The organism is Actinacidiphila sp. bgisy160 (assembly GCF_965342435.1).
In the GTDB taxonomy this organism is placed as follows: domain Bacteria; phylum Actinomycetota; class Actinomycetes; order Streptomycetales; family Streptomycetaceae; genus Actinacidiphila.
In genome coordinates this window covers 297,823-316,389 of record NZ_CBDRCM010000001.1, presented here as the reverse complement: position 1 = coordinate 316,389, position 18,567 = coordinate 297,823, and the positions used below count along the sequence as shown (strand labels likewise).

Genomic DNA, 18,567 nt, shown 5'->3' with positions numbered 1-18,567 from the left:
CCCGACGCGGAGGGGCCGCGCGGCATGCGCCACGCCGCCCCTCTGGCGTCGTACGTGCCCGCCCGGCCCGGGCGTACGGCTACCTCACAGGTTGACGCCGAAGTCCTGCGCGATGCCGCGCAGCCCCGAGGCGTAACCCTGGCCGACGGCGCGGAACTTCCACTCGGCGCCGTTGCGGTACAGCTCGCCGAAGACCATCGCCGTCTCGGTCGAGGCGTCCTCGGACAGGTCGTAGCGGGCGAGCTCGTTGTTGTCGGCCTGGTTCACCACGCGGATGAAGGCGTTGCGGACCTGGCCGAACGACTGCTGGCGGCTCTCGGCGTCGTAGATCGACACCGGGAAGACGATCTTCTCGACCTCGGCCGGCACGGTGGCCAGGTTCACCTTCACCTGCTCGTCGTCGCCCTCACCCTCGCCGGTGAGGTTGTCGCCGGTGTGCTCCACCGAGCCCTCCGGGCTCTTCAGGTTGTTGAAGAACACGAAGTGCTTGTCCGAGACGACCTTGCTCTCGGCGTTGACCAGGAGCGCGCTCGCGTCGAGGTCGAAGTCGGTGCCCGTGGTCGTACGGACGTCCCAGCCCAGACCGACGGTGACCGCGGTCAGTCCCGGGGCCTCCTTCGTCAGCGAGACATTGCCGCCCTTGGAAAGGCTGACACCCATGGGATCTCCCTGCTCAATCCGGCGCGGGCCGCGCCCCTTGACGATTCCTTTGCCCAATCGCTCAACGGCTCCGCCGGGCCCCGGGTTCCCGGCGCCGCAGCCGTTCACCTGAGTGCCGTACACGCCCGTACGACGACCGCGGGAGCGGTAGAAAGGACTCATGGCCACCGGCTCCCGCGCTTCGTCCGACTCCCCCTCCGGCGCCGACGACCCCGGGAGCACCGCCGAGGAGATGGTCAGCGCCCTGCTGACCGCCTCCCGGCTCCTCGTCGCGGTCTCCGCCCGCTCGCTCACCGCGGTGGAGGACGCGCTGACCCTGCCCCAGCTACGCATGCTGGTCGTCCTGGAGACGCACGGGGCCCTGAATCTCTCGCAGCTCGCCGCGGAACTCGGCGTGCAGCCCTCCACGGCGCTGCGGATGCTGGACCGCCTGGTGGCGATCGACATGGTCACCCGCGACGCCTCCCCCACCGACCGGCGCACGTCGGTCATCTCGCTGACCGCGACCGGGCGGCGCACCGTGAACGACGTCACGGAGCGCCGCCGGGCCGAGATCGCCCGCATCGTCGACGCCATGCCCCCAGGGCAGCGCCGCCACCTCGTCCAGGCCCTGCAGGCCTTCGCCGAGGCCGGCGGCGAACCCCCCGTCGGCGAGCACGACGCCCGCCACGTCGGCTGGTGACGGTCAGGACGGCCGGACCCGCAGTCCGAACTCACCGCCGCACTGGCTGCGCCATCGCCGGGGAGGCGCAGGGCCCGGCGTCCGCTGCGCCAGGGCCGCCGGCGCTCGTGGCGGATCCGTGCCTCGCCGAGCCGGCTTCAGGAGGGGGCACGGAGGGCGTCGACGGGTTCCATGCGGGCGGCGCGCAGGGCGGGGTAGAGACCGGCGAGAAGACCGACGAGGGCGCCGGCGACCGGGGCGCCCAGGGCGAGGCCCAGGTCCAGTACCGGTGTCCAGTGCCTCACAGCCGCCACGCAGACGACGGCCACCACGCCGAGGGCCGCGCCGACGATGCCGCCGAGCAGTCCGATGGTGGTGGACTCAGCGAGGAACTGCCCGGCGACCTGCCGTCTGGACGCGCCCAGGGCGCGACGGAGCCCGATCTCACCGACGCGTTCCATGACGGTGACAAGGGTGACGTTGGCGATGCCGATGGCGCCCACGACCAGCGAGACCAGTCCGAGCACCAGGAACAGGCCGTTGACGTCGCCCTCGACGCCCTTCCTGGCCTTCGACAGATCCGGTGGGGCGGTCACGGTGAGGGCCTCCTCGTGTCCGGGCGACAGGGCGATCGGCGCCTGCCGGGCGACCTGCTGAGCCGCGCCGAGGGAGGTGTTGACCAGGACCCGGGTCACGTTCTCCATGCCCATCCGGTCCGCCGCCGTGGTCGGGGGCAGGATCACCGAGGCGGACAGGCGCCGCTCGCGGCGGATCCCGTCGAGGACACCGATCACCGTGTATGACTGCCCCTCGAAGAAGACCGCGGGGGCGTCGCGTACGTCGTCGATGCCCAGCAGCCGGGCCGCCTGGTCGCCGAGGACGGCCACCCGGTCGTGGCGCGCGATGTCGCCGGCGTCGAAGAAGCGACCCGTGGTCATGGCGCCGTGGACCGCCTCCGGCAGCGCCGGGGTCGCGGCGACGACCGCCAGGGTCTGCTCGGTCAGTGCGCCGGGGGCGACCACGTCGTTCGCCCGGACCTGGACGTTCGCGCTGCCCTCGGAGTCGGACAGCGCGGCAGCGGACTCCACTCCCGCGAGGCGCTCGACGGCGTCGGCACCGGACCATTCCACCAGCGGCGGATCGCTGGTTCCCGGCGGCGGCAACGGCACCACGACGGTCACCGAGGTGGCGGTGAGGGCGTCGAACCGGCCGACGATCTGGTTGGCCGCCGTCGACGCCACGCCGATCGTGATGACCAGCGTGCCGATGCCCAGCACCGTGCCCAGGGTCGTCAGGGCGGAACGGACCGGTCGGGCGAGCACCCCGGCCAGGGACTCCGACCACAGGTCCCGCGGATCCATCCACGGACGCTCGTGGCCGCCCCGGCCGTGGGCCCGGCGGCAGGAACGCCGTCCGCCGCGTCGCCGGAACGGGGGCGCTCCCTTGTCCGCTGCCCGTGCCCGGCGTACGGCGCGGTCGATGGCGGTCATACGCTCTCCTGACTGAGCCGGCCGTCCCGGATCCGCACCCGCCGTCCCGCCCGTGCGCTGACGGCGTCGTCGTGGGTGATCACGAGCAACGTCATGCCCTGGGCCTGCAGTTCGCCGAAGAGCGCGAGCACCGATTCGGTGTTCTCGCTGTCGAGGTTGCCCGTCGGTTCGTCGCACAGCAGCAGGGCGGGCTCACCCATCAGCGCCCGGGCGATGGCCACCCGTTGCCGTTCGCCGCCGGACAGCCGGCCCGGCAGGAAGCCGAAGCGGTGTGCCAGACCCACCCGTGTCAGGGCGGCGCGGGCGCGCTCGGCGCGAGTGCGCCGAGCGCGGCCCGGACGGGAGGCGCGGTAGGTCTCGGCGAGCATGACGTTCTCGTCCACGGTCCGGTACGGCAGCAGGTGGAAGGACTGGAACACGAACCCGATGCGGCTGCCACGCAACGCCGTGCGTTCGGCGTCGCCGAGGGTGTTGGTGAGGACACCGTCGAGCCAGTAGCTGCCCGACGTGGGCCGGTCCAGCAGACCCAGAGTGTTGAGCAACGTCGATTTCCCCGAGCCGGAGGGGCCGACGATCGACAGGTGCTCCCCCCTCCTGACCTCCAGGTGCACGTCGCGCAGGGCGTGCACCGGAGGTTCGGTGTCGAACACCCGGCCCAGGCCGCTGAGCCGGATCACGGTGTCCGGGTCGGGCGCCTGCTCAGGAGCCGGCGGAGGCGGTGCGGGTCTGCGCCTCACCGTCCGACCACCACCTGGTCGCCCTCGTCCAGCGATCCGCCGTCCGCCCTCACCTCGACCTGGCCGGCGGCCGAGAGGCCCACGATGACGGGAACGTTCACCACCTTGCCGTCGCGCTGCACCCGTACCCGGGCCCGGCCGTCGGCGCTGGTGTGCACCGCCGCCACGGGCACCACCAGAACGGCGCCCTTCGAGGCGCCCACCTCGATGGTCACCTTGGCGGTGCCGCCCGACTGGTCCCTGAGCGGGCCGGGATCGGGCACGGAGATCACCAGCTGCACCGGAGCGGCCGGGTCGGCGACCGGGTCGGCGGCCGCATCGGCGTCGGGCTCGGCGTCAGGCTCGGTGTCGCCCTCGCCCTTTCCGTCCCCACCTGCGCCGTCCGCGTCCTTTCCGGCACCGGTCTGCGTTCCGGTGCCGCCGACCTGCGCGACGACGCCGCGTACACGGGTGCCGTCAGCCGTCTCGATCCGTGCCTGCATGCCCTCGCGCAGGCTGGAGCCGTCGGCCCCGGGCACGACGGCGCGCACCACCACGTCGGAGCTGGTCACGGTGGCGACCTCGCCGCCCGGGGTGTCACCGAGGCGCACCTTGACCTTGTCGACCCGGACCGGCAGGTCGGGCAGGAAGACGACCTCGCCCGCCGGGACCTTGGTGCCGTACGTGCCGGTGAACGCGCTGAGCGCCGCGTTGGCCCGGTCCAGCTGGTGCTGCGCGGCCTGCAGTTCCAGGGCCGCCGCCTCGCCGGAAGCCGGCGGGCTCGCCGTGCCGGAACCACCCTTGCCGCCCTGGGCCCCGCCATCACCTCCGCTGTCGCCCCCGCCGCCTTCCGCCGCGAGGACCGCGAGCTGTGCCTGTGTGACGGCGGCTTCCAGGTCGCCCAGCTGCTGCTGGTCGGCCACACTCGGCCGCTGCGGCTGGAACCCCTTGCCCTGATACCAGCGGCCCACCGCCGACGCGGTCCCCTGCCGATAGTCCCCGGTGATGGCCCCCGGATCGTGCCCGATCCTGCGCAGCGCGCTCTGCAACTGCCTGACGTCGTCACCCGAAGTACCAGGGCCCAGAGCCCGGTACATCGGGACCGAGCCGCGCAGCACGAACACCGGACGGCCGTTCACCTGCATCAGGACACTGCCCTCGCGCAGCGTGGCACCGGCCTGCGGCAGCTTGGTGACCCGCTGGGTCGCCTCGCCGTCCCCGGAACCGCTCGCGGACCCGACTGACCCGGACAGCGACACCCCATGCGGTGCCCCGAACTCCACGCCGCCCTGCGCGATCACGGTCGCGGTCAGTTTCCGGCGCTCCACGGCGACGGTGACCGGACCCGCCTCCGGCGCCCGGCGCGAGGCGGCGGCGTCGGCCGGCGACTGCATCTGCGTGCCGGCGAACCAGCCTCCCGCGCCGACGAGCGCCACCACACCCATGATCATCCCGACCTGCTTGCCGCGCCCCTTCGGGCCGCTCGGCAGAAGCCGGCTCATCCGGCGATCCCGGAGAAGGGGTGCTTGGCCAGCTCGGGGAAGTACGCGGCCCGGAACTCCTTGCCGCACTCCAGGTCCTTCATCGCGATCCCGATCTCCTGGGTGAGCTTGGCCTGGCCCTCTTCCTTGTCCATGTTCTGGACTCCGCTCGACGGGATCAACGTGGCCGTCGCGAACTTCACCATGTCCCCGATGGCGGTCGGCTGCGTCGTCGTCACGGCGACGCCCTCGTCCCGCAGGCAGGACGCGAACCGCTGCGCCAGAGAGATCAGCTGGGGATCCCCGTTCAGCGCCTGCTTCGCCGCACGGTCCTGCTCCTCGTTCACGGCACGCTCACGATCCAACTCGGCCTGGGACTTCTCCGGCCCGTAGCCCTTCTCGAATCCTTCCTTCACGCACCCCGGAAGCATCACCTTCTTCCCACTGGGGAGTTGCTTCGCAGAGCCCATCGCCTTGTCGTAGGCCTTCCGCTGCGCCGGGGACAGCGCGTCGAGGTAGGCCCGGTCCGGGTTGGCCGTCTCCTGAGCCTCGTGGGCCTTGCTGCCGACAACAGTCGGGTCGTCCGGGTAGACGGCCGGCGCGAAGAAGCCGAAGCCGAACTTCTCCCGGTACTTCTTCGCCAGTTCGTAGTCCTGACCGTCGACCGGACTGGCGGCGGCGGTGAGGCCCGCCACGCGCGGGGTGTAGGTGAAGCCCTTCTTCCGCATGCAGGCGGCCTTGGCGTTCTCCGACACATAGATCCGCCTGGTGTCCTCATCGACTCCCTCGGGAATCGCCACCTCGCCCTGCGCGGGCGCCCCGGCCTTCGAGGACGCCGCCCGGTCACCGGAGTCAGCGGACGTGGCGGAGCCGCCGTCGGCCTGGGCGCATCCGGCGAGTGCGAGCACACCCGCGGCGGCCACCGGCCAGAAAATGCGCGTGATGCGTATATGAGCCATGTCGTTCCATCACTTCGGTCCAGGGATCGCACGATGCCGTGCACTTCGTCGATGACTTCAACCCGGTGGCCCTTACCGAGGTCGTAGCCGCCGGCCGTGATGTGACGCGGGTCACGAAGGCGAATGGGAGGTATATGCACAGTCAAGGATGACTACGGCTTCCGCAAAACCGCGGAGGAGGCTGCGGCGGGCCTGTCACCATTGCCGGCCACGAGACGCCTGGCGTGCCAGGAAGCCCAGAGGCTGATCGCGTACCGGCTGGCGCTGTTCACCGAGTTGGCTGCGCCAGGGCCACGGAGGTGCCCAGCCGCGTTCTCGATCTCTGCGGCGGAACCGGGGGGCGTGACCGTGCCGATGACGGCATTCGATGGGTACGAGCGTCGTACGTGGGCCGGTCGGGCCGACGCGTTCGCGGGGAGCTTCGCGAGGCTGTGCGCCTATCCGGTTCCGCAGTTGCTCGACGCTGCGGCGGTTGAGTACGGGGTCCGGGTTCTCGACGTCGGGACCGGGACGGGAACGGCGGCCGCGGCGGCGTGCGAGCGCGGCGCGAAGGTGACCGCGGTCGATGCCGAACCCAGCATGGTCGAACGGGCAGCACTGGCGGTGCCCTCCGCCGAGGTGCTGACGGCCGCCCTTCCCGCGCTCCCTTTCGAGGACGGAGTCTTCGATGCCGTGGTCGGGAACTTCGTGCTCAACCACGTGGGGCGTCCCCGGACAGCCCTCGCGGAGCTTCGCCGGGTGGTCCGGCCGGGTGGACGGATCGCGCTGACGATCTGGGCGGTTCCCGCCCCGGCCGGCCAGGCCCTGCTGGGCCGGGCCGTGGAGATGGCGGGTGTGACCCGGCCGTCGCATCTGCCTCCGCTCGCGGCAGCGGACGACTTCCCGCGCGACCAGGACGGCCTGGCCGGGCTGATGACGTCGGCCGGACTGCGCGAGGCCGCGTGCCGGAAGCTGCGGTGGGATCACCGGGCGAGCGCCGAGGAGTGGTGGAGCGGGCCGGCGTCCGGGGTGGCCTTCATCGGGCAGTTGCTGCTGAGCCAGAGCGAGGAGACCCGCAGCGAGGTGAAGCGGCACTTCGACGCACTGACCCAGGAGTTCCTCGGCCAGGACGGCCTGCTGGTCCTTCCCCACGCCGCCCTGCTGGTCAGCGCCTGCCGCTGACCCGGGGACCGTCAACGTATGCCTGGAGTTCCGCCTCGGTCGCCCGGAGCTGAGGCAGTCGGCGTTCGATCCTTCTGTGCCATATCCAGCTCGCCCACGCCAACCGCCGGAAGATCACGACGCGGTTGGGCAGCCTGACTCCCGGCGGTCAGCGCCCATCAGGCGCACCAACCGCAGACGCAAGACGAAGCCTCCCGGCACCCGCAGGGCAACCGGCCGCCCGGCGCCGCCACTTGAGTGACGCGCCCCACAGATGGACATCACCCACACGAAAGAAGCAGCGCGTGAGGGACGCGGCGGCCGCCGGCCTGCCGGGCCGACCTCTTGGTCAACACGAGAAACGGGCCCCCGACTGCGACTTTCGTCACGGTCGGAGACCCGTCTCCGCTGTGCGCGAGGGGGGAGTTGAACCCCCACGCCCTTTCGGGCACTGGAACCTGAATCCAGCGCGTCTGCCTATTCCGCCACCCGCGCATGGGTGTCGTCTTCCGGGCCCTTCACACCTTGGGGTCTCCCCCGTCCGGCGCGTCAGCCCCTTCCGACACCGAGAACATTAGCACGCTGCTCAGGGTGGAATCACATCCGTTTCCGGGCACCCCCGAGCGAGGGGAACCGTCCTCTGTTGCGGGACACTGACATGAGGCGCCTCTACCATCCCTGTGGGGGAGCGGCCGCGGACCGTGGCACTGTTGACACCGGTCCCGTGGGACCGACCGGGGAACCAGCGGTTTTCCCAGTGCGTGGATACGATCAGTAAGCAGTACCGGAAGGATCGGACCGGAAGATCACGGCGGACCGCCGTGCACGACCGCAGGACCTCGAGGAGGGAGGTGCATCGTGGGAGTACTCAAGAAGTTCGAGCAGCGTCTCGAGGGCTTCGTGAACGGCACCTTCGCCAAGGTGTTCAAGTCCGAGGTACAGCCCGTGGAGATCGCCGGCGCCCTCCAGCGCGAGTGCGACAACAACGCGACGATCTGGAACCGGGACCGCACCGTGGTCCCCAACGACTTCATCGTCGAGCTCAGCACCTCCGACTACGAGCGTCTGAGCCCGTACGCCGTCCAGCTCGGCGAGGAGCTCGCCGGGATGGTGCGCGACTACGCCAAGCAGCAGCGCTACACCTTCATGGGCAACATCAAGGTGCACCTGGAGAAGGCCGACGACCTCGACACCGGCCTGTACCGGGTGCGCAGCCGCACGCTCGCCTCCAGCGAGTCGCAGCAGCAGTACCAGCAGCAGCCCCCTGCCGGCCGCGGTGGCTACGGCTACCCGCCGCAGGGCCCGCAGCGCCCCGTGGGCCCGCCGCCGATGCCGGCCGGTCCGCCGCCCGGCGCCGCGCCGGTCACCCGGCTCCCCGGAAGCGGCCCCACGGCCCCCGGCGGCGTCGGCATGAACGTACGTCGCTGGATCGAGATCAACGGCATGCGCCACCAGATCTCCCGTCCGACCCTGGTCCTCGGCCGCAGCACAGAGGCCGACGTGCGGGTCGACGACCCCGGTGTGTCCCGCCGCCACTGCGAGATCAGGGCGGGATCGCCCTCGACGGTCGTGGACCTCGGGTCCACGAACGGCATCGTGGTGGACGGACAGCACACCCAGCGCGCTACGCTCCGCGACGGTTCACGGATCGTCGTGGGCAGTACCACCATCGTGTACCGGCAAGCCGAAGGGTGAAGCGGGGGCAATGTCAGAGCTGACCCTGACGGTCATGCGGTTGGGTTTCCTCGCCGTACTGTGGCTGTTCGTCATCGTGGCCGTGCAGGTCATCCGCAGCGACCTGTTCGGCACGCGGGTGACCCAGCGCACCGCCGGGCGCCGCGAGGCCCAGACGCGTCCCCCGCAGCAGCGCCAGCAGGCGCAGGCCGCGCAGGGCCGTCAGCAGCAGAACAACAACCGGGCCCGGCGCGGCGCCCCCACAAAGCTGGTGGTCTCCGAGGGCTCGCTCGCGGGCACCACCGTTGCGCTCCAGGGGCAGACGATCACCCTGGGCCGGGCGCACGATTCCACGATCGTGCTCGACGACGACTACGCGTCCAGCCGCCATGCCAGGATCTACCCGGACCGCGACGGCAACTGGATCGTCGAGGACCTGGGATCCACCAACGGTACCTTCATGGACCGGAACCGGCTCACCACGCCGACCCCGATCCCGCTCGGTGCCCCGATCCGCATCGGCAAGACCGTCATCGAGCTGCGGAAGTAGTCGCACAATGGGCGAGCACAGCCAGCGAGCGCGAGCGAGAGGGTGGGCAGCGTGCGGATGTACCCGGAGCCGACGGGCGAGGTGCGCATGACTCTGTCGCTGCGCTTCGCCGCCGGCTCGCACAAGGGAATGATCCGGGAGGGCAACGAGGACTCCGGCTACGCCGGTCCGCGGCTGCTCGCCATCGCCGACGGCATGGGCGGCCAGGCCGCCGGTGAGGTCGCCTCCTCCGAGGTGATCTCCACCCTCGTGCCCCTCGACGACGACGTCCCCGGCTCCGACATCCTCACCTCCCTCGCCGTCGCCGTGCAGCGGGCCAACGACCAATTGCGCGTCATGGTCGAGGAGGACCCGCAGCTGGAGGGCATGGGCACCACGCTCACCGCCCTGCTCTGGACCGGCCAGCGGCTCGGTCTGGTGCACGTCGGCGACTCCCGTGCGTACCTGCTCCGTGACGGTGTGCTCACCCAGATCACCCAGGACCACACCTGGGTGCAGCGGCTGGTCGACGAGGGCCGGATCACCGAGGAGGAGGCCGGCACGCACCCGCAGCGCTCGCTGCTGATGCGCGCCCTGGACGGCCGCGGCCAGGTCGAGCCCGACCTGTCGATCCGCGAGGTCCGGGCCGGCGACCGCTACCTGATCTGCTCCGACGGCCTCTCCGGCGTCGTCAGCCACCAGACGCTCGAGGACACCCTCGCCGGGTACCACGCCCCCGCCGAGACCGTGCAGGAGCTGATCCAGCTCGCCCTGCGCGGCGGCGGCCCCGACAACATCACCTGCATCGTCGCCGACGTCCTGGACATCGACGACGGCGACACCCTGGCCGCGCAGTTGCACGACACGCCCGTCGTCGTGGGCGCCGTCGCCGACAGCCGGCACCACTCGCCGCTGTCCGACCCGCGGCATCTGCAGACCCCGGCAGGCCGCGCCTCCGAGCTCGGCCGCCCGCCGGCCCCCGAGGGTGCCTTCGGCCCGCCCGGCAGCGGCAACCCACAGGTCGGCGCGCCCGTGGGCAGCTTCGGTGCCTTCGAGGACGAGGATCTGCAAAAGCCCCGCAAGCGCGGCCGCTGGCTCAAGCGCTCACTGATCCTGCTGATCGTCCTCGGTGTCGTCGGCGGCGGCCTGTACGGCGCGTACCGCTGGACCCAGACGCAGTACTACGTGGGCGTCAAGGGCGACCACGCGGCGATCTACCAGGGCATCGAGCAGAAACTGGCCTGGCTCGACCTGTCGAAGGTCCACGAGGACCGCCCCGGTATCGAACTCAAGTACCTACCGCAGAACCAGCGCAAGTACGTCACGGCCACGATCGCCGCCAGCGACCTCGCCGACGCGCGCAGGACCGCGGACGAGCTCGAGCACCAGGCGAAGGTCTGCCAGACCAAGGAATCGATCGACAAGTCCAACGCCGCCGCGGCGGAGAAGGCCGAGAAGGACCAGCAGAAGGGCGCCGACACCGCCACCGGCAAGACCACCGGCAGCCCGTCCTCGGACGCGTCCGCCTCGCCCAAGCCCAGCACGACCCCCTCCACCAGCCCGTCGACCAGCCCCACCCTCTCCGACGAGGACCAGTCGCTGGCCCAGCAGTGTCCGAGCGGCAACTAGCAGTGAGCAGGAGGGGCCTCAGTCCGGCATGAGCGTTGTCACCAACACCACGACCATCACATCCGTCGGCGCGCCGAGCCGCCGCAACACGGAGCTCGCGCTCCTCGTCTTCGCGGTCCTGATCCCGGTCTTCGCGTACGCGAACGTGGGTCTGGCTATTACCGACGAGCTGCCCTCGGGCATGCTCGGCTACGGTCTCGGGCTCGCGGCGCTGGCCGGCGTGGCGCACCTCACGGTGCGCAAGTTCGCGCCGTACGCCGACCCCCTGCTGCTCCCGCTGGTGACCCTGCTCAACGGCATGGGTCTCGTCTTCATCTGGCGGCTCGACCAGTCCCCGCGGCTCCGCCAACGCGCCGAGGCCCTGTTCGGGTCCTTCAGCCCGGACACCCCCAAGCAGCTGCTGTACTCGGCCGTGGGCGTCGCCCTGTTCGTCGCGGTGCTGGTCTTCCTCAAGGACCATCGCATCCTGCAGCGCTACACCTACATCTCGATGGTCGTGGCGCTGATCCTCCTGATCCTGCCGATGTTCTTCCCCGCAGTGAACGGCGCGAAGATCTGGATCAGCATCCCGGGCGTCGGCACCATCCAGCCCGGCGAGTTCGCGAAAATCATCATCGCGGTCTTCTTCTCCGGCTACCTGATGGTGAAGCGGGACGCGCTGGCCCTGGCCAGCCGCCGCTTCATGGGCCTGTACCTGCCACGCGGCCGCGACCTCGGCCCGATCCTGGTGATCTGGGGCCTGAGCATCCTGATCCTGGTCTTCGAGACCGACCTCGGCACCTCGCTGCTGTTCTTCGGCCTGTTCGTCGTCATGCTGTACGTCGCCACCGAGCGCACCAGCTGGATCGTCTTCGGTCTGCTGATGTCCGCCGTCGGCGCCGTCGGCGTGGCCACCTTCGAACCCCACGTCCAGCAGCGCGTCGACGCCTGGCTGGACCCGTTCGCGGCCTTCAAGGACGGCACGAGCGACCAGGTCGCCCAGGCCCTGATGTCCTTCGGCTCCGGCGGGATCCTGGGCACCGGGCTCGGCCAGGGCAACTCCGATCTGATCGGCTTCGCCGCCAACTCCGACTTCATCCTCGCCACCGTCGGCGAGGAGGTGGGGCTGGCCGGCCTGATGGCCTTCCTGCTGCTCTACGGGCTGATCGTGGAGCGGGGCGTCCGCACCGCGCTCGCCGCCCGTGACCCCTTCGGCAAGCTGCTGGCGATCGGACTCTCCGGCGCCTTCGCGCTCCAGGTCTTCGTCGTCGCCGGCGGTGTCATGGGCCTCATCCCGCTGACCGGCATGACGATGCCGTTCGTCGCGGCCGGTGGCTCGTCGGTGATCGCCAACTGGGCCCTCGTGGGCATCCTGCTGCGGATCAGCGACACCGCGCGCAGGCCCGCCCCGGCCCCCACGTCCCCCGATGCCGAACCGACCCAGGTGGTGCGCGTCCAGTGAACAAGCCCCTGCGGCGGGTTGCCATCTTCTGCGGCCTACTCGTCCTCGCCATGCTCATCCGGGCGAACTACCTCCAGTTCGTCCAAGCCGACGAGCTGAAGACCAACACCCACAACCGCCGCGTCGCGATCAACCAGTACGCCACCCCGCGCGGCGACATCATCGTCGACGGCAAAGCCATCACGGGCCACACCGAGACCAACGGCAGCGACTTCAAGTACAAGGCCACCTTCAAGGACGGCCCCCTGTGGGCGCCGGTCACCGGCTACGCGTCCCAGGCGTTCGGCTCGACCCAGCTCGAGAACATCTACGACTCGATCCTCACCGGCGACGACGACCGCCTGTTCTTCAAGCGCACCGTCGACATCCTCTCCGGCAAGCAGAAGCAGGGCGGCGACGTCGTCACGACGCTCAACGGCGCTGCGCAGCGTGCCGCCTTCGAGGGCCTGGGCAAGAAGAAGGGCGCGGTCGCCGCGATCGACCCGCGGACCGGCGCCATCCTGGCCCTGGCCAGCACGCCCTCGTACGACCCTTCCTCCTTCGCCGGCAACTCGGAGAAGGACAGCAAGGCCTGGAACGCGCTGCAGAAGGAGAACGACCCCGACGAGCCGATGCTCAACCGGGCGCTGCGCCAGACCTACCCGCCGGGCTCGACCTTCAAGGTCGTCACGGCCGCCGCGGCGCTGGAGGACGGACTGTACGACAGCATCGACGAGCCGACCGACTCCGAAGTGCCGTACATCCTCCCGGACACCGCCAACCAGCCGCTGGACAACGAGGGCAACATCAACTGCAGGAACGTCTCCCTGAGGGAGGCGCTGCGCGTCTCGTGCAACTCGGTCTTCGGCAAGCTCGGCGCGACGCTCGGCCGCGACAAGATGGTCGAGGAGGCCGAGAAGTTCGGCTTCAACAAGGAGCAGTTCATCCCGGTCCGCGCGGCGGCCAGCAACTTCTCCACCAAGATGGACAAGCCGCAGACGGCCCTGTCCTCCATCGGCCAGTTCGAGACGGCCGCCACCCCGCTGCAGATGGCGATGGTCGCCGCGGCGATCGCCAACGACGGCAAGCTGATGCAGCCGTACATGGTCGACCAGCTGCGCGCTCCCAACAACACGGTGGTCGAGCAGACCAAGCCCAAGGAGTTCTCGCAGCCACTCAGCGCGGAGAACGCCCAGAAGCTCCAGGAGATGATGGAGACCGTCGTCAACTCCGGCACCGGCACGAACGCCCGGATCCCGGGCGTCACCGTCGGCGGCAAGACCGGTACCGCCCAGCACGGCGTCGAAAACAGTGAGAATCCCTACGCGTGGTTCATCTCATACGCGAAGACCGACCAGGGCTCCCCGGTCGCGGTCGCCGTCGTGGTCGAGGACGCCAGCGCGAACCGCGGCGACATCTCCGGTGGCGGCTTCGCCGCGCCGATCGCCAAGAGCGTCATGGAGGCCGTGCTGAACAAGTGATGCCGGTCACGCCGTATCCATGGATGTGCGTTAAGTCGCACGTCGCGATACCGGTCGTATATCGGCTACCGGCCAGGGCCGGGATCGGCACGCGGCGGCGGGTACGGTATGCCCGAGCAGCCACACGGACGGTTTAGGAAGGGCAAGCGCTATGGAAGAGCCGCGTCGCCTCGGCGGCCGGTACGAGCTGGGCTCGGTGCTCGGCCGCGGTGGCATGGCCGAGGTGTACATCGCCCATGACACCCGGCTCGGCCGCACCGTCGCCGTGAAGACGCTCCGGGTGGACCTCGCCCGCGACCCGTCCTTCCAGGCCCGGTTCCGCCGTGAGGCCCAGTCGGCCGCCTCGCTGAACCACCCCTCGATCGTCGCCGTCTACGACACCGGCGAGGACTACGTCGACGGGGTCTCCATCCCGTACATCGTCATGGAGTACGTGGACGGCTCCACCCTGCGTGAGCTGCTCCACTCCGGCCGGAAGCTCCTGCCGGAGCGTTCCCTGGAGATGACGATCGGTATCCTCCAGGCCCTGGAGTACAGCCACCGCTCCGGCATCGTGCACCGCGACATCAAGCCCGCGAACGTGATGCTGACCCGGAACGGCCAGGTCAAGGTCATGGACTTCGGCATCGCCCGCGCCATGGGCGACTCCGGCATGACCATGACGCAGACCGCGGCCGTGATCGGCACCGCCCAGTACCTCTCCCCGGAGCAGGCCAAGGGCGAGACCGTCGATGCGCGCTCCGACCTGTACTCCACCGGCTGCCTGCTCTACGAGCTGCTCACCGTGCGGCCGCCCTTCGTCGGCGACTCCCCGGTCGCGGTGGCGTACCAGCACGTGCGCGAGGAGCCGCAGCCGCCGAGCGTGTACGACCCCGAGGTCTCGCCCGCGATGGACGCCATCGTTCTCAAGGCGCTGACCAAGGACCCGGACTACCGCTACCAGTCCGCCGACGAGATGCGCGCCGACATCGAGGCCTGCCTCGACGGCCAGCCCGTCGCCGCCACGGCCGCCATGGGCGCCGTCGGCTACAACGGCGGCGGCTACGGCGGCTACGGCAACGACGTCCCCACCACGGCCCTCCCGCCCCAGCAGGACGCCGGCACCTCGATGCTGCCGCCCATGCGGGACGACGACGGCGGCTTCGGCTACGACCAGCCCCAGGGCGGTGGCGGCCGGCGCAAGCCGAAGAAGAGCAACACGTCCACGATCCTGCTGGTCGTCGCGGCCGTCCTGGTCCTGATCGGCGCGATCTTCATGGGCAAGGCGCTGTTCTCCGGGAACAGCGGCGGCGACGGCACGGTGTCCGTCCCGCAGTTCGTCGGCGACACCAAGGCCGAAGCCGAGGACCGGGCGGCGAACGGTGGGATCACCATCACGTTCGGCGAGTCGATGTTCTGTGACGACCAGCCCAAGGACCACGTCTGCGAGCAGTCGGCCAAGGCCGACAGCAAGATCTCCAAGGACGAGACCGTCACCCTGAAGCTCTCCAAGGGCACCGAGAAGATCCCGGTCCCGGACGTCACCGGTGACTCCTTCGAGGACGCCGAGAAGGCCCTCAAGGACGCGGGCTTCGAGGTCGACAAGCAGTCCAAGACCTCCAACGAGGACGAGGGCACGGTCCTGGACCAGGACCCGAAGAGCGGCGCGAAGCGCGCGAAGGGCTCGACGATCACCCTCACCGTGGCCGTGGCGCCCGAGGAGGTCGTGGTCATCAACGTGGTCGGCCAGGACGTGGCGCAGGCCAAGAAGACCCTCGAGGACCAGGGCCTGAAGGTCACCACGCAGGACCGCGAGTCGGCCGACCAGCAGCAGGGCAAGGTCGTCGACCAGAACCCGCCGGGTGGCAGCAAGCTCAAGGCCGGCGACTCGGTGACCCTGTTCGTCGCCAAGCCCCCGTCCACGGCCCAGATGCCCGACCTGAAGGGCCAGACGGTCGCGCAGGCCAAGGCGGTCGCCAACGAACTGGGCATGCAGATCAACTTCGTCGGCAACTCCTCGCGGAACGACAACGCGATCGTGAGTAACCAGTTCCCGCAGCCCAACAGCCCGGTGAAGCCGGGTGACACCCTGACGCTCTTCGCTCAGGACCCGAACGGCGGCGGCGGCCTCGTCAACGGCGGCAACGGTGGCTGACGCAGTCGCTCACCACGCCTGACGAAGCGGGGAGGCGGTCACCACGGTGACCGCCTCCCCGCTTTGTCGCGCCCGCGGGGCCTGACCGTTCAGCCCTCCCCGGCGGCCTCCGCCACGCCCTCGGCCGCGCCGTTCCCGGCGCCGACGTACAGGCGGCCGCGTACCGGATACGGAGATCCACCGGACGTCAGCACCTGGCCGCGACCGCGGCGCCGACCGACGAGCCGGCGGGTGTGCTCCGCCGCGGGGACCGCGGTCACCCGCCGGCCCGTCACCGCCCAGGGGTGCCTTCTCGCCAGGCAGGCCCTGGCGGTCCGGCCGGCTTCCCGTCCGGCCAGGGGAGATCGACGCAGCCGCCCCGCGTTTTCGACCCCGGCCCCGTTCCGGACCGGTCAGCCCAGCTCCGCCGGAGGGGTGCGCTGCGCGTCCACCTTCTGGGTGCGGACGAGTTCGGCCCACACGATGTAGCGGTCGCGCGAGGTGTAGACCGGGGTGCAGGTGGTGAGGGTGAGGTAGCGGCCGGCCTTCTTCTTGCCGCTCTCCCTGGGGATCTGGTCGATGACCCGGACGTTGAACTTCGAGGTCTCGGGGAGGACCTTGTAGACCTTGTAGACGTACCAGGTGTCGCGGTCCTCGAAGACGACCGGGTCGCCCTTCTTGATCTTGTCGATGTTGTGGAACTTGGCGCCGTGGCCGTCGCGGTGCGCGGCGAGCGTGAAGTTGCCCCGCTTGTCCCAGGGCATGGCCGACTCCACGGGCTCGGTGTAGTAGCCGGCGACACCCTCGTTGAGCACCTTGGTGGTGGTGCCCTTCTTCACCAGGACCTCGTAGTCCCTGCCCATGGCGGGGACGTGGAGGAAGCCGATGCCGCCCTTGGTGTCGAGCTTGCCCGGGGCGCTGTCGGCCCACTCGCGCCTCACGGCATCGCTGTCGTGCTTGGCGGCGCGGTCGGCGAGGACGTTGGTCCACCACAGGGAGTAGACGACGAAGAGCCCGAGGATCACTCCCGCGGTGATGAGGAGCTCACCGATCAGACTGACGGTGGCGGCGATCAACGAGAGGGGACGCCGGGTCGGCGCGGCCTCCCGGGCGCGGTCGTGCTGGGTGGTCGTCACCACGTGCCCCGATCTGTGTACTTCCCTACCTGGCCTACTCGACCAGGGCGTCCGGCTTGCCCTTGCTGCGCGGCCGTTCCTCGACCATCTTGCCCCAGACGATCAACCGGTACTTGCTGGTGAACTCCGGTGTGCACGTGGTCAGTGTGATGTAGCGGCCCGGCCTGGTGAAGCCCGATCCGTCGGGGACCGGCTTGATCACCGAGATGTTGGAGGGCGGCGTGGACGGCAGCATGCTCGTGACCTCGTACGTGTAGTACGTGCTCTCGGTCTCGACCACCACCTTGTCCCCCGCCACCAGCTTGTTGACGTAGCGGAACGGTTCGCCGTGGGTGTTGCGGTGCGCGGCGAGGGCGAAGTTGCCCTGCTTGTCCCAGGGCATGGCCGTCTCCAATTCGCCGGAGTAATGGCCGATCATGCCCTTGTCGAGCACCTTGTGCTTGTCGATGCCCTCGGCGATGGGCGCCTTCACGTCCAGCTTGGGGATGTACATGATCGCGAAGCCCTGTCCGGGCGAGAAGGCGCCGGGGTCACGGTTCGGGCCCTTCTCGCCCTCCCACTGCTTCTGCAGGTTGTTGGCAGCGCCGCCGGCCTGCTGGTGGGCGAGGACGTTGGTCCACCACAACTGGTAGGTGACGAAGAGCAGCATCAGCACGCCCAGGGTGATGAACACCTCGCCGGCCACCCGGCTGGCGATCACCGCGGGGCTCTCCTTGGCCGCGCGCGCGGCGCGCCGGGCCTCCACACGGGACCTCGGCGCGGCCGGGGTCGACGCCATGGGGGCCATGGCAGCCTCTGTGACGGCCGGGGAGGGCACGGGGGCACCGGAACGCCGCCGTCCCCTGCCACCGCGCCGTGCGGCCTCCTGGGCCGCCTTACGGCGGGCCGCACGGCCGCCGCCCTCGGGTGCCAGGAGGTCCGGGACAGGTCGCGGGGTCTCCTCCGAGTCCGGGTCCGGATCCCGGCGGTCCCGCTCCCCCTCCCGCCCGGGCTCGGACTCGGTCACCACGGGCATCGCCACGGTGTCGCCCGGCGTGCCCGCCACCCGGCGGCGCGCGGCGGCGCGCTCCTCGTCGGTGAGTGGCCGCCGGGCGGCCCTGACCGCCTCGGCGTACGGCTGCTCGGCGGGCCCCTCGGGTACCGGCACGGACGACGGCGGGGACGGCCAGAGATCGGCGGGCCGGGGCTCGTAGCCGGGCCTCGTGGACCCGTAGTGGCCCTGTCCCCGCTCGTACGACTGCTGGCCCGGCACCGCTGCCCGGGGCGTGTCCGGCTGCGCGGTCGTGGGCGGCGTGGCGGGCGGCGCGGCGGGGGGCGTCGCGGGGGCCGCCGCGGCGGGCTCGGTGTCGGGCTCCTGCGGGGGGCGGGCCGCGCGCCGCGCGGTGTTGGGCAGCGGGTCGTTGAGCGGGTCGGCCAACTTCTCCACCGCGGCGGCGAATTCGGCGGTGTCGCCGAAGTGCCGATGCGCGGTCACGCAG

16 protein-coding genes and 1 tRNA gene are annotated in these 18,567 nt (G+C 70.6%); 8 read left to right on the top strand and 9 right to left on the bottom strand.

Annotated elements, in window-relative coordinates; genetic code table 11:
• Nucleotides 1-84 precede the first annotated feature (84 nt).
• The gene (locus ACRWNP_RS01500) at nucleotides 85-660 is read right to left on the bottom strand and encodes a TerD family protein (RefSeq protein ID WP_431959002.1); all 576 of its coding nucleotides are present in this window, start codon (nucleotides 658-660) and stop codon (nucleotides 85-87) included.
• 160 nt (nucleotides 661-820) lie between these two features.
• On the opposite strand from ACRWNP_RS01500, the gene ACRWNP_RS01495 reads away from it, so the two are divergent.
• Nucleotides 821-1,342 carry a MarR family winged helix-turn-helix transcriptional regulator gene (locus ACRWNP_RS01495; RefSeq protein ID WP_431959001.1) on the top strand — a complete coding sequence of 174 codons (522 nt, stop codon included), beginning with the start codon at nucleotides 821-823 and terminating at the stop codon, nucleotides 1,340-1,342.
• Between the two features lie 137 nt (nucleotides 1,343-1,479).
• Here the strand turns inward: ACRWNP_RS01495 and ACRWNP_RS01490 are convergent, their stop codons facing one another.
• The 4 genes from ACRWNP_RS01490 to ACRWNP_RS01475 are packed head-to-tail and all read right to left on the bottom strand — an operon-like array spanning nucleotide 1,480 to nucleotide 5,967.
• On the bottom strand, nucleotides 1,480-2,811 hold the full coding sequence (locus ACRWNP_RS01490; protein WP_431959000.1) for an ABC transporter permease: 1,332 nt from the start codon (nucleotides 2,809-2,811) through the stop codon (nucleotides 1,480-1,482).
• Nucleotides 2,808-3,488 (bottom strand): ABC transporter ATP-binding protein, encoded by a 681-nt coding sequence (locus ACRWNP_RS01485; protein WP_431958999.1) that lies wholly within the window; start codon nucleotides 3,486-3,488, stop codon nucleotides 2,808-2,810. The genes ACRWNP_RS01490 and ACRWNP_RS01485 overlap by 4 nt, the downstream gene beginning before the upstream one ends.
• A gap of 56 nt (nucleotides 3,489-3,544) precedes the next feature.
• Nucleotides 3,545-5,029 carry a peptidoglycan-binding protein gene (locus ACRWNP_RS01480; RefSeq protein WP_431958998.1) on the bottom strand — a complete coding sequence of 495 codons (1,485 nt, stop codon included), beginning with the start codon at nucleotides 5,027-5,029 and terminating at the stop codon, nucleotides 3,545-3,547.
• Complete coding sequence (locus tag ACRWNP_RS01475; RefSeq protein WP_431958997.1) at nucleotides 5,026-5,967, bottom strand: hypothetical protein; 942 nt, start codon at nucleotides 5,965-5,967, stop codon at nucleotides 5,026-5,028. The genes ACRWNP_RS01480 and ACRWNP_RS01475 overlap by 4 nt, the downstream gene beginning before the upstream one ends.
• Before the next feature lie 354 nt (nucleotides 5,968-6,321).
• Here ACRWNP_RS01475 and ACRWNP_RS01470 point away from each other — a divergent pair, with 354 nt between their 5' ends.
• On the top strand, nucleotides 6,322-7,128 hold the full coding sequence (locus ACRWNP_RS01470; RefSeq protein WP_431958996.1) for a class I SAM-dependent methyltransferase: 807 nt from the start codon (nucleotides 6,322-6,324) through the stop codon (nucleotides 7,126-7,128).
• Nucleotides 7,129-7,518: 390 nt separating this feature from the next.
• Here ACRWNP_RS01470 and ACRWNP_RS01465 read toward each other — a convergent pair.
• Nucleotides 7,519-7,602 (bottom strand) — tRNA-Leu (locus ACRWNP_RS01465).
• A gap of 363 nt (nucleotides 7,603-7,965) precedes the next feature.
• Here ACRWNP_RS01465 and ACRWNP_RS01460 point away from each other — a divergent pair.
• From ACRWNP_RS01460 to pknB, 6 genes are all read left to right on the top strand, one after another.
• Entirely contained in the window at nucleotides 7,966-8,802 is an 837-nt protein-coding gene (locus ACRWNP_RS01460; RefSeq protein WP_431958995.1) for an FhaA domain-containing protein, read from the top strand.
• Nucleotides 8,803-8,812: 10 nt separating this feature from the next.
• On the top strand, nucleotides 8,813-9,331 hold the full coding sequence (locus ACRWNP_RS01455) for an FHA domain-containing protein FhaB/FipA (RefSeq protein ID WP_431958994.1): 519 nt from the start codon (nucleotides 8,813-8,815) through the stop codon (nucleotides 9,329-9,331).
• Between the two features lie 57 nt (nucleotides 9,332-9,388).
• Nucleotides 9,389-10,939, top strand: a complete 1,551-nt coding sequence (locus tag ACRWNP_RS01450; RefSeq protein ID WP_431959221.1) for a PP2C family protein-serine/threonine phosphatase — start codon at nucleotides 9,389-9,391, stop codon at nucleotides 10,937-10,939.
• A gap of 28 nt (nucleotides 10,940-10,967) precedes the next feature.
• Nucleotides 10,968-12,380 (top strand): FtsW/RodA/SpoVE family cell cycle protein, encoded by a 1,413-nt coding sequence (locus ACRWNP_RS01445; protein ID WP_431958993.1) that lies wholly within the window; start codon nucleotides 10,968-10,970, stop codon nucleotides 12,378-12,380.
• Complete coding sequence (locus tag ACRWNP_RS01440) at nucleotides 12,377-13,840, top strand: peptidoglycan D,D-transpeptidase FtsI family protein (RefSeq protein ID WP_431958992.1); 1,464 nt, start codon at nucleotides 12,377-12,379, stop codon at nucleotides 13,838-13,840. The genes ACRWNP_RS01445 and ACRWNP_RS01440 overlap by 4 nt, the downstream gene beginning before the upstream one ends.
• Before the next feature lie 151 nt (nucleotides 13,841-13,991).
• Nucleotides 13,992-15,974, top strand: coding sequence for a Stk1 family PASTA domain-containing Ser/Thr kinase (pknB, locus tag ACRWNP_RS01435; RefSeq protein ID WP_431958991.1), 1,983 nt, complete (start codon nucleotides 13,992-13,994; stop codon nucleotides 15,972-15,974).
• Between the two features lie 89 nt (nucleotides 15,975-16,063).
• Here the strand turns inward: pknB and ACRWNP_RS01430 are convergent, their stop codons facing one another.
• From ACRWNP_RS01430 to ACRWNP_RS01420, 3 genes are all read right to left on the bottom strand, one after another.
• On the bottom strand, nucleotides 16,064-16,234 hold the full coding sequence (locus tag ACRWNP_RS01430; protein ID WP_431958990.1) for a hypothetical protein: 171 nt from the start codon (nucleotides 16,232-16,234) through the stop codon (nucleotides 16,064-16,066).
• A gap of 132 nt (nucleotides 16,235-16,366) precedes the next feature.
• Nucleotides 16,367-17,089: a class E sortase gene (locus tag ACRWNP_RS01425; protein ID WP_431959220.1), complete on the bottom strand. Its 723-nt coding sequence runs from the start codon at nucleotides 17,087-17,089 to the stop codon at nucleotides 16,367-16,369.
• Between the two features lie 34 nt (nucleotides 17,090-17,123).
• Nucleotides 17,124-18,563, bottom strand: a complete 1,440-nt coding sequence (locus ACRWNP_RS01420) for a class E sortase (protein ID WP_431958989.1) — start codon at nucleotides 18,561-18,563, stop codon at nucleotides 17,124-17,126.
• Between the last annotated feature and the right edge of the window lie 4 nt (nucleotides 18,564-18,567).

Bases quoted from the DNA above. Each gene is read 5' to 3' on its own strand.
- ACRWNP_RS01450 (WP_431959221.1), top strand. From the start codon at position 9,389: ATGTACCCGGAGCCGACGGGCGAGGTGCGCATGACTCTGTCGCTGCGC.
- ACRWNP_RS01445 (WP_431958993.1), top strand. From the start codon at position 10,968: ATGAGCGTTGTCACCAACACCACGACCATCACATCCGTCGGCGCGCCG.
- ACRWNP_RS01475 (WP_431958997.1), bottom strand. From the start codon at position 5,967: ATGGCTCATATACGCATCACGCGCATTTTCTGGCCGGTGGCCGCCGCG.
- ACRWNP_RS01455 (WP_431958994.1), top strand. From the start codon at position 8,813: ATGTCAGAGCTGACCCTGACGGTCATGCGGTTGGGTTTCCTCGCCGTA.
- ACRWNP_RS01495 (WP_431959001.1), top strand. From the start codon at position 821: ATGGCCACCGGCTCCCGCGCTTCGTCCGACTCCCCCTCCGGCGCCGAC.
- ACRWNP_RS01490 (WP_431959000.1), bottom strand. From the start codon at position 2,811: ATGACCGCCATCGACCGCGCCGTACGCCGGGCACGGGCAGCGGACAAG.
- ACRWNP_RS01480 (WP_431958998.1), bottom strand. From the start codon at position 5,029: ATGAGCCGGCTTCTGCCGAGCGGCCCGAAGGGGCGCGGCAAGCAGGTC.
- ACRWNP_RS01470 (WP_431958996.1), top strand. From the start codon at position 6,322: ATGACGGCATTCGATGGGTACGAGCGTCGTACGTGGGCCGGTCGGGCC.
- ACRWNP_RS01500 (WP_431959002.1), bottom strand. From the start codon at position 660: ATGGGTGTCAGCCTTTCCAAGGGCGGCAATGTCTCGCTGACGAAGGAG.
- pknB (WP_431958991.1), top strand. From the start codon at position 13,992: ATGGAAGAGCCGCGTCGCCTCGGCGGCCGGTACGAGCTGGGCTCGGTG.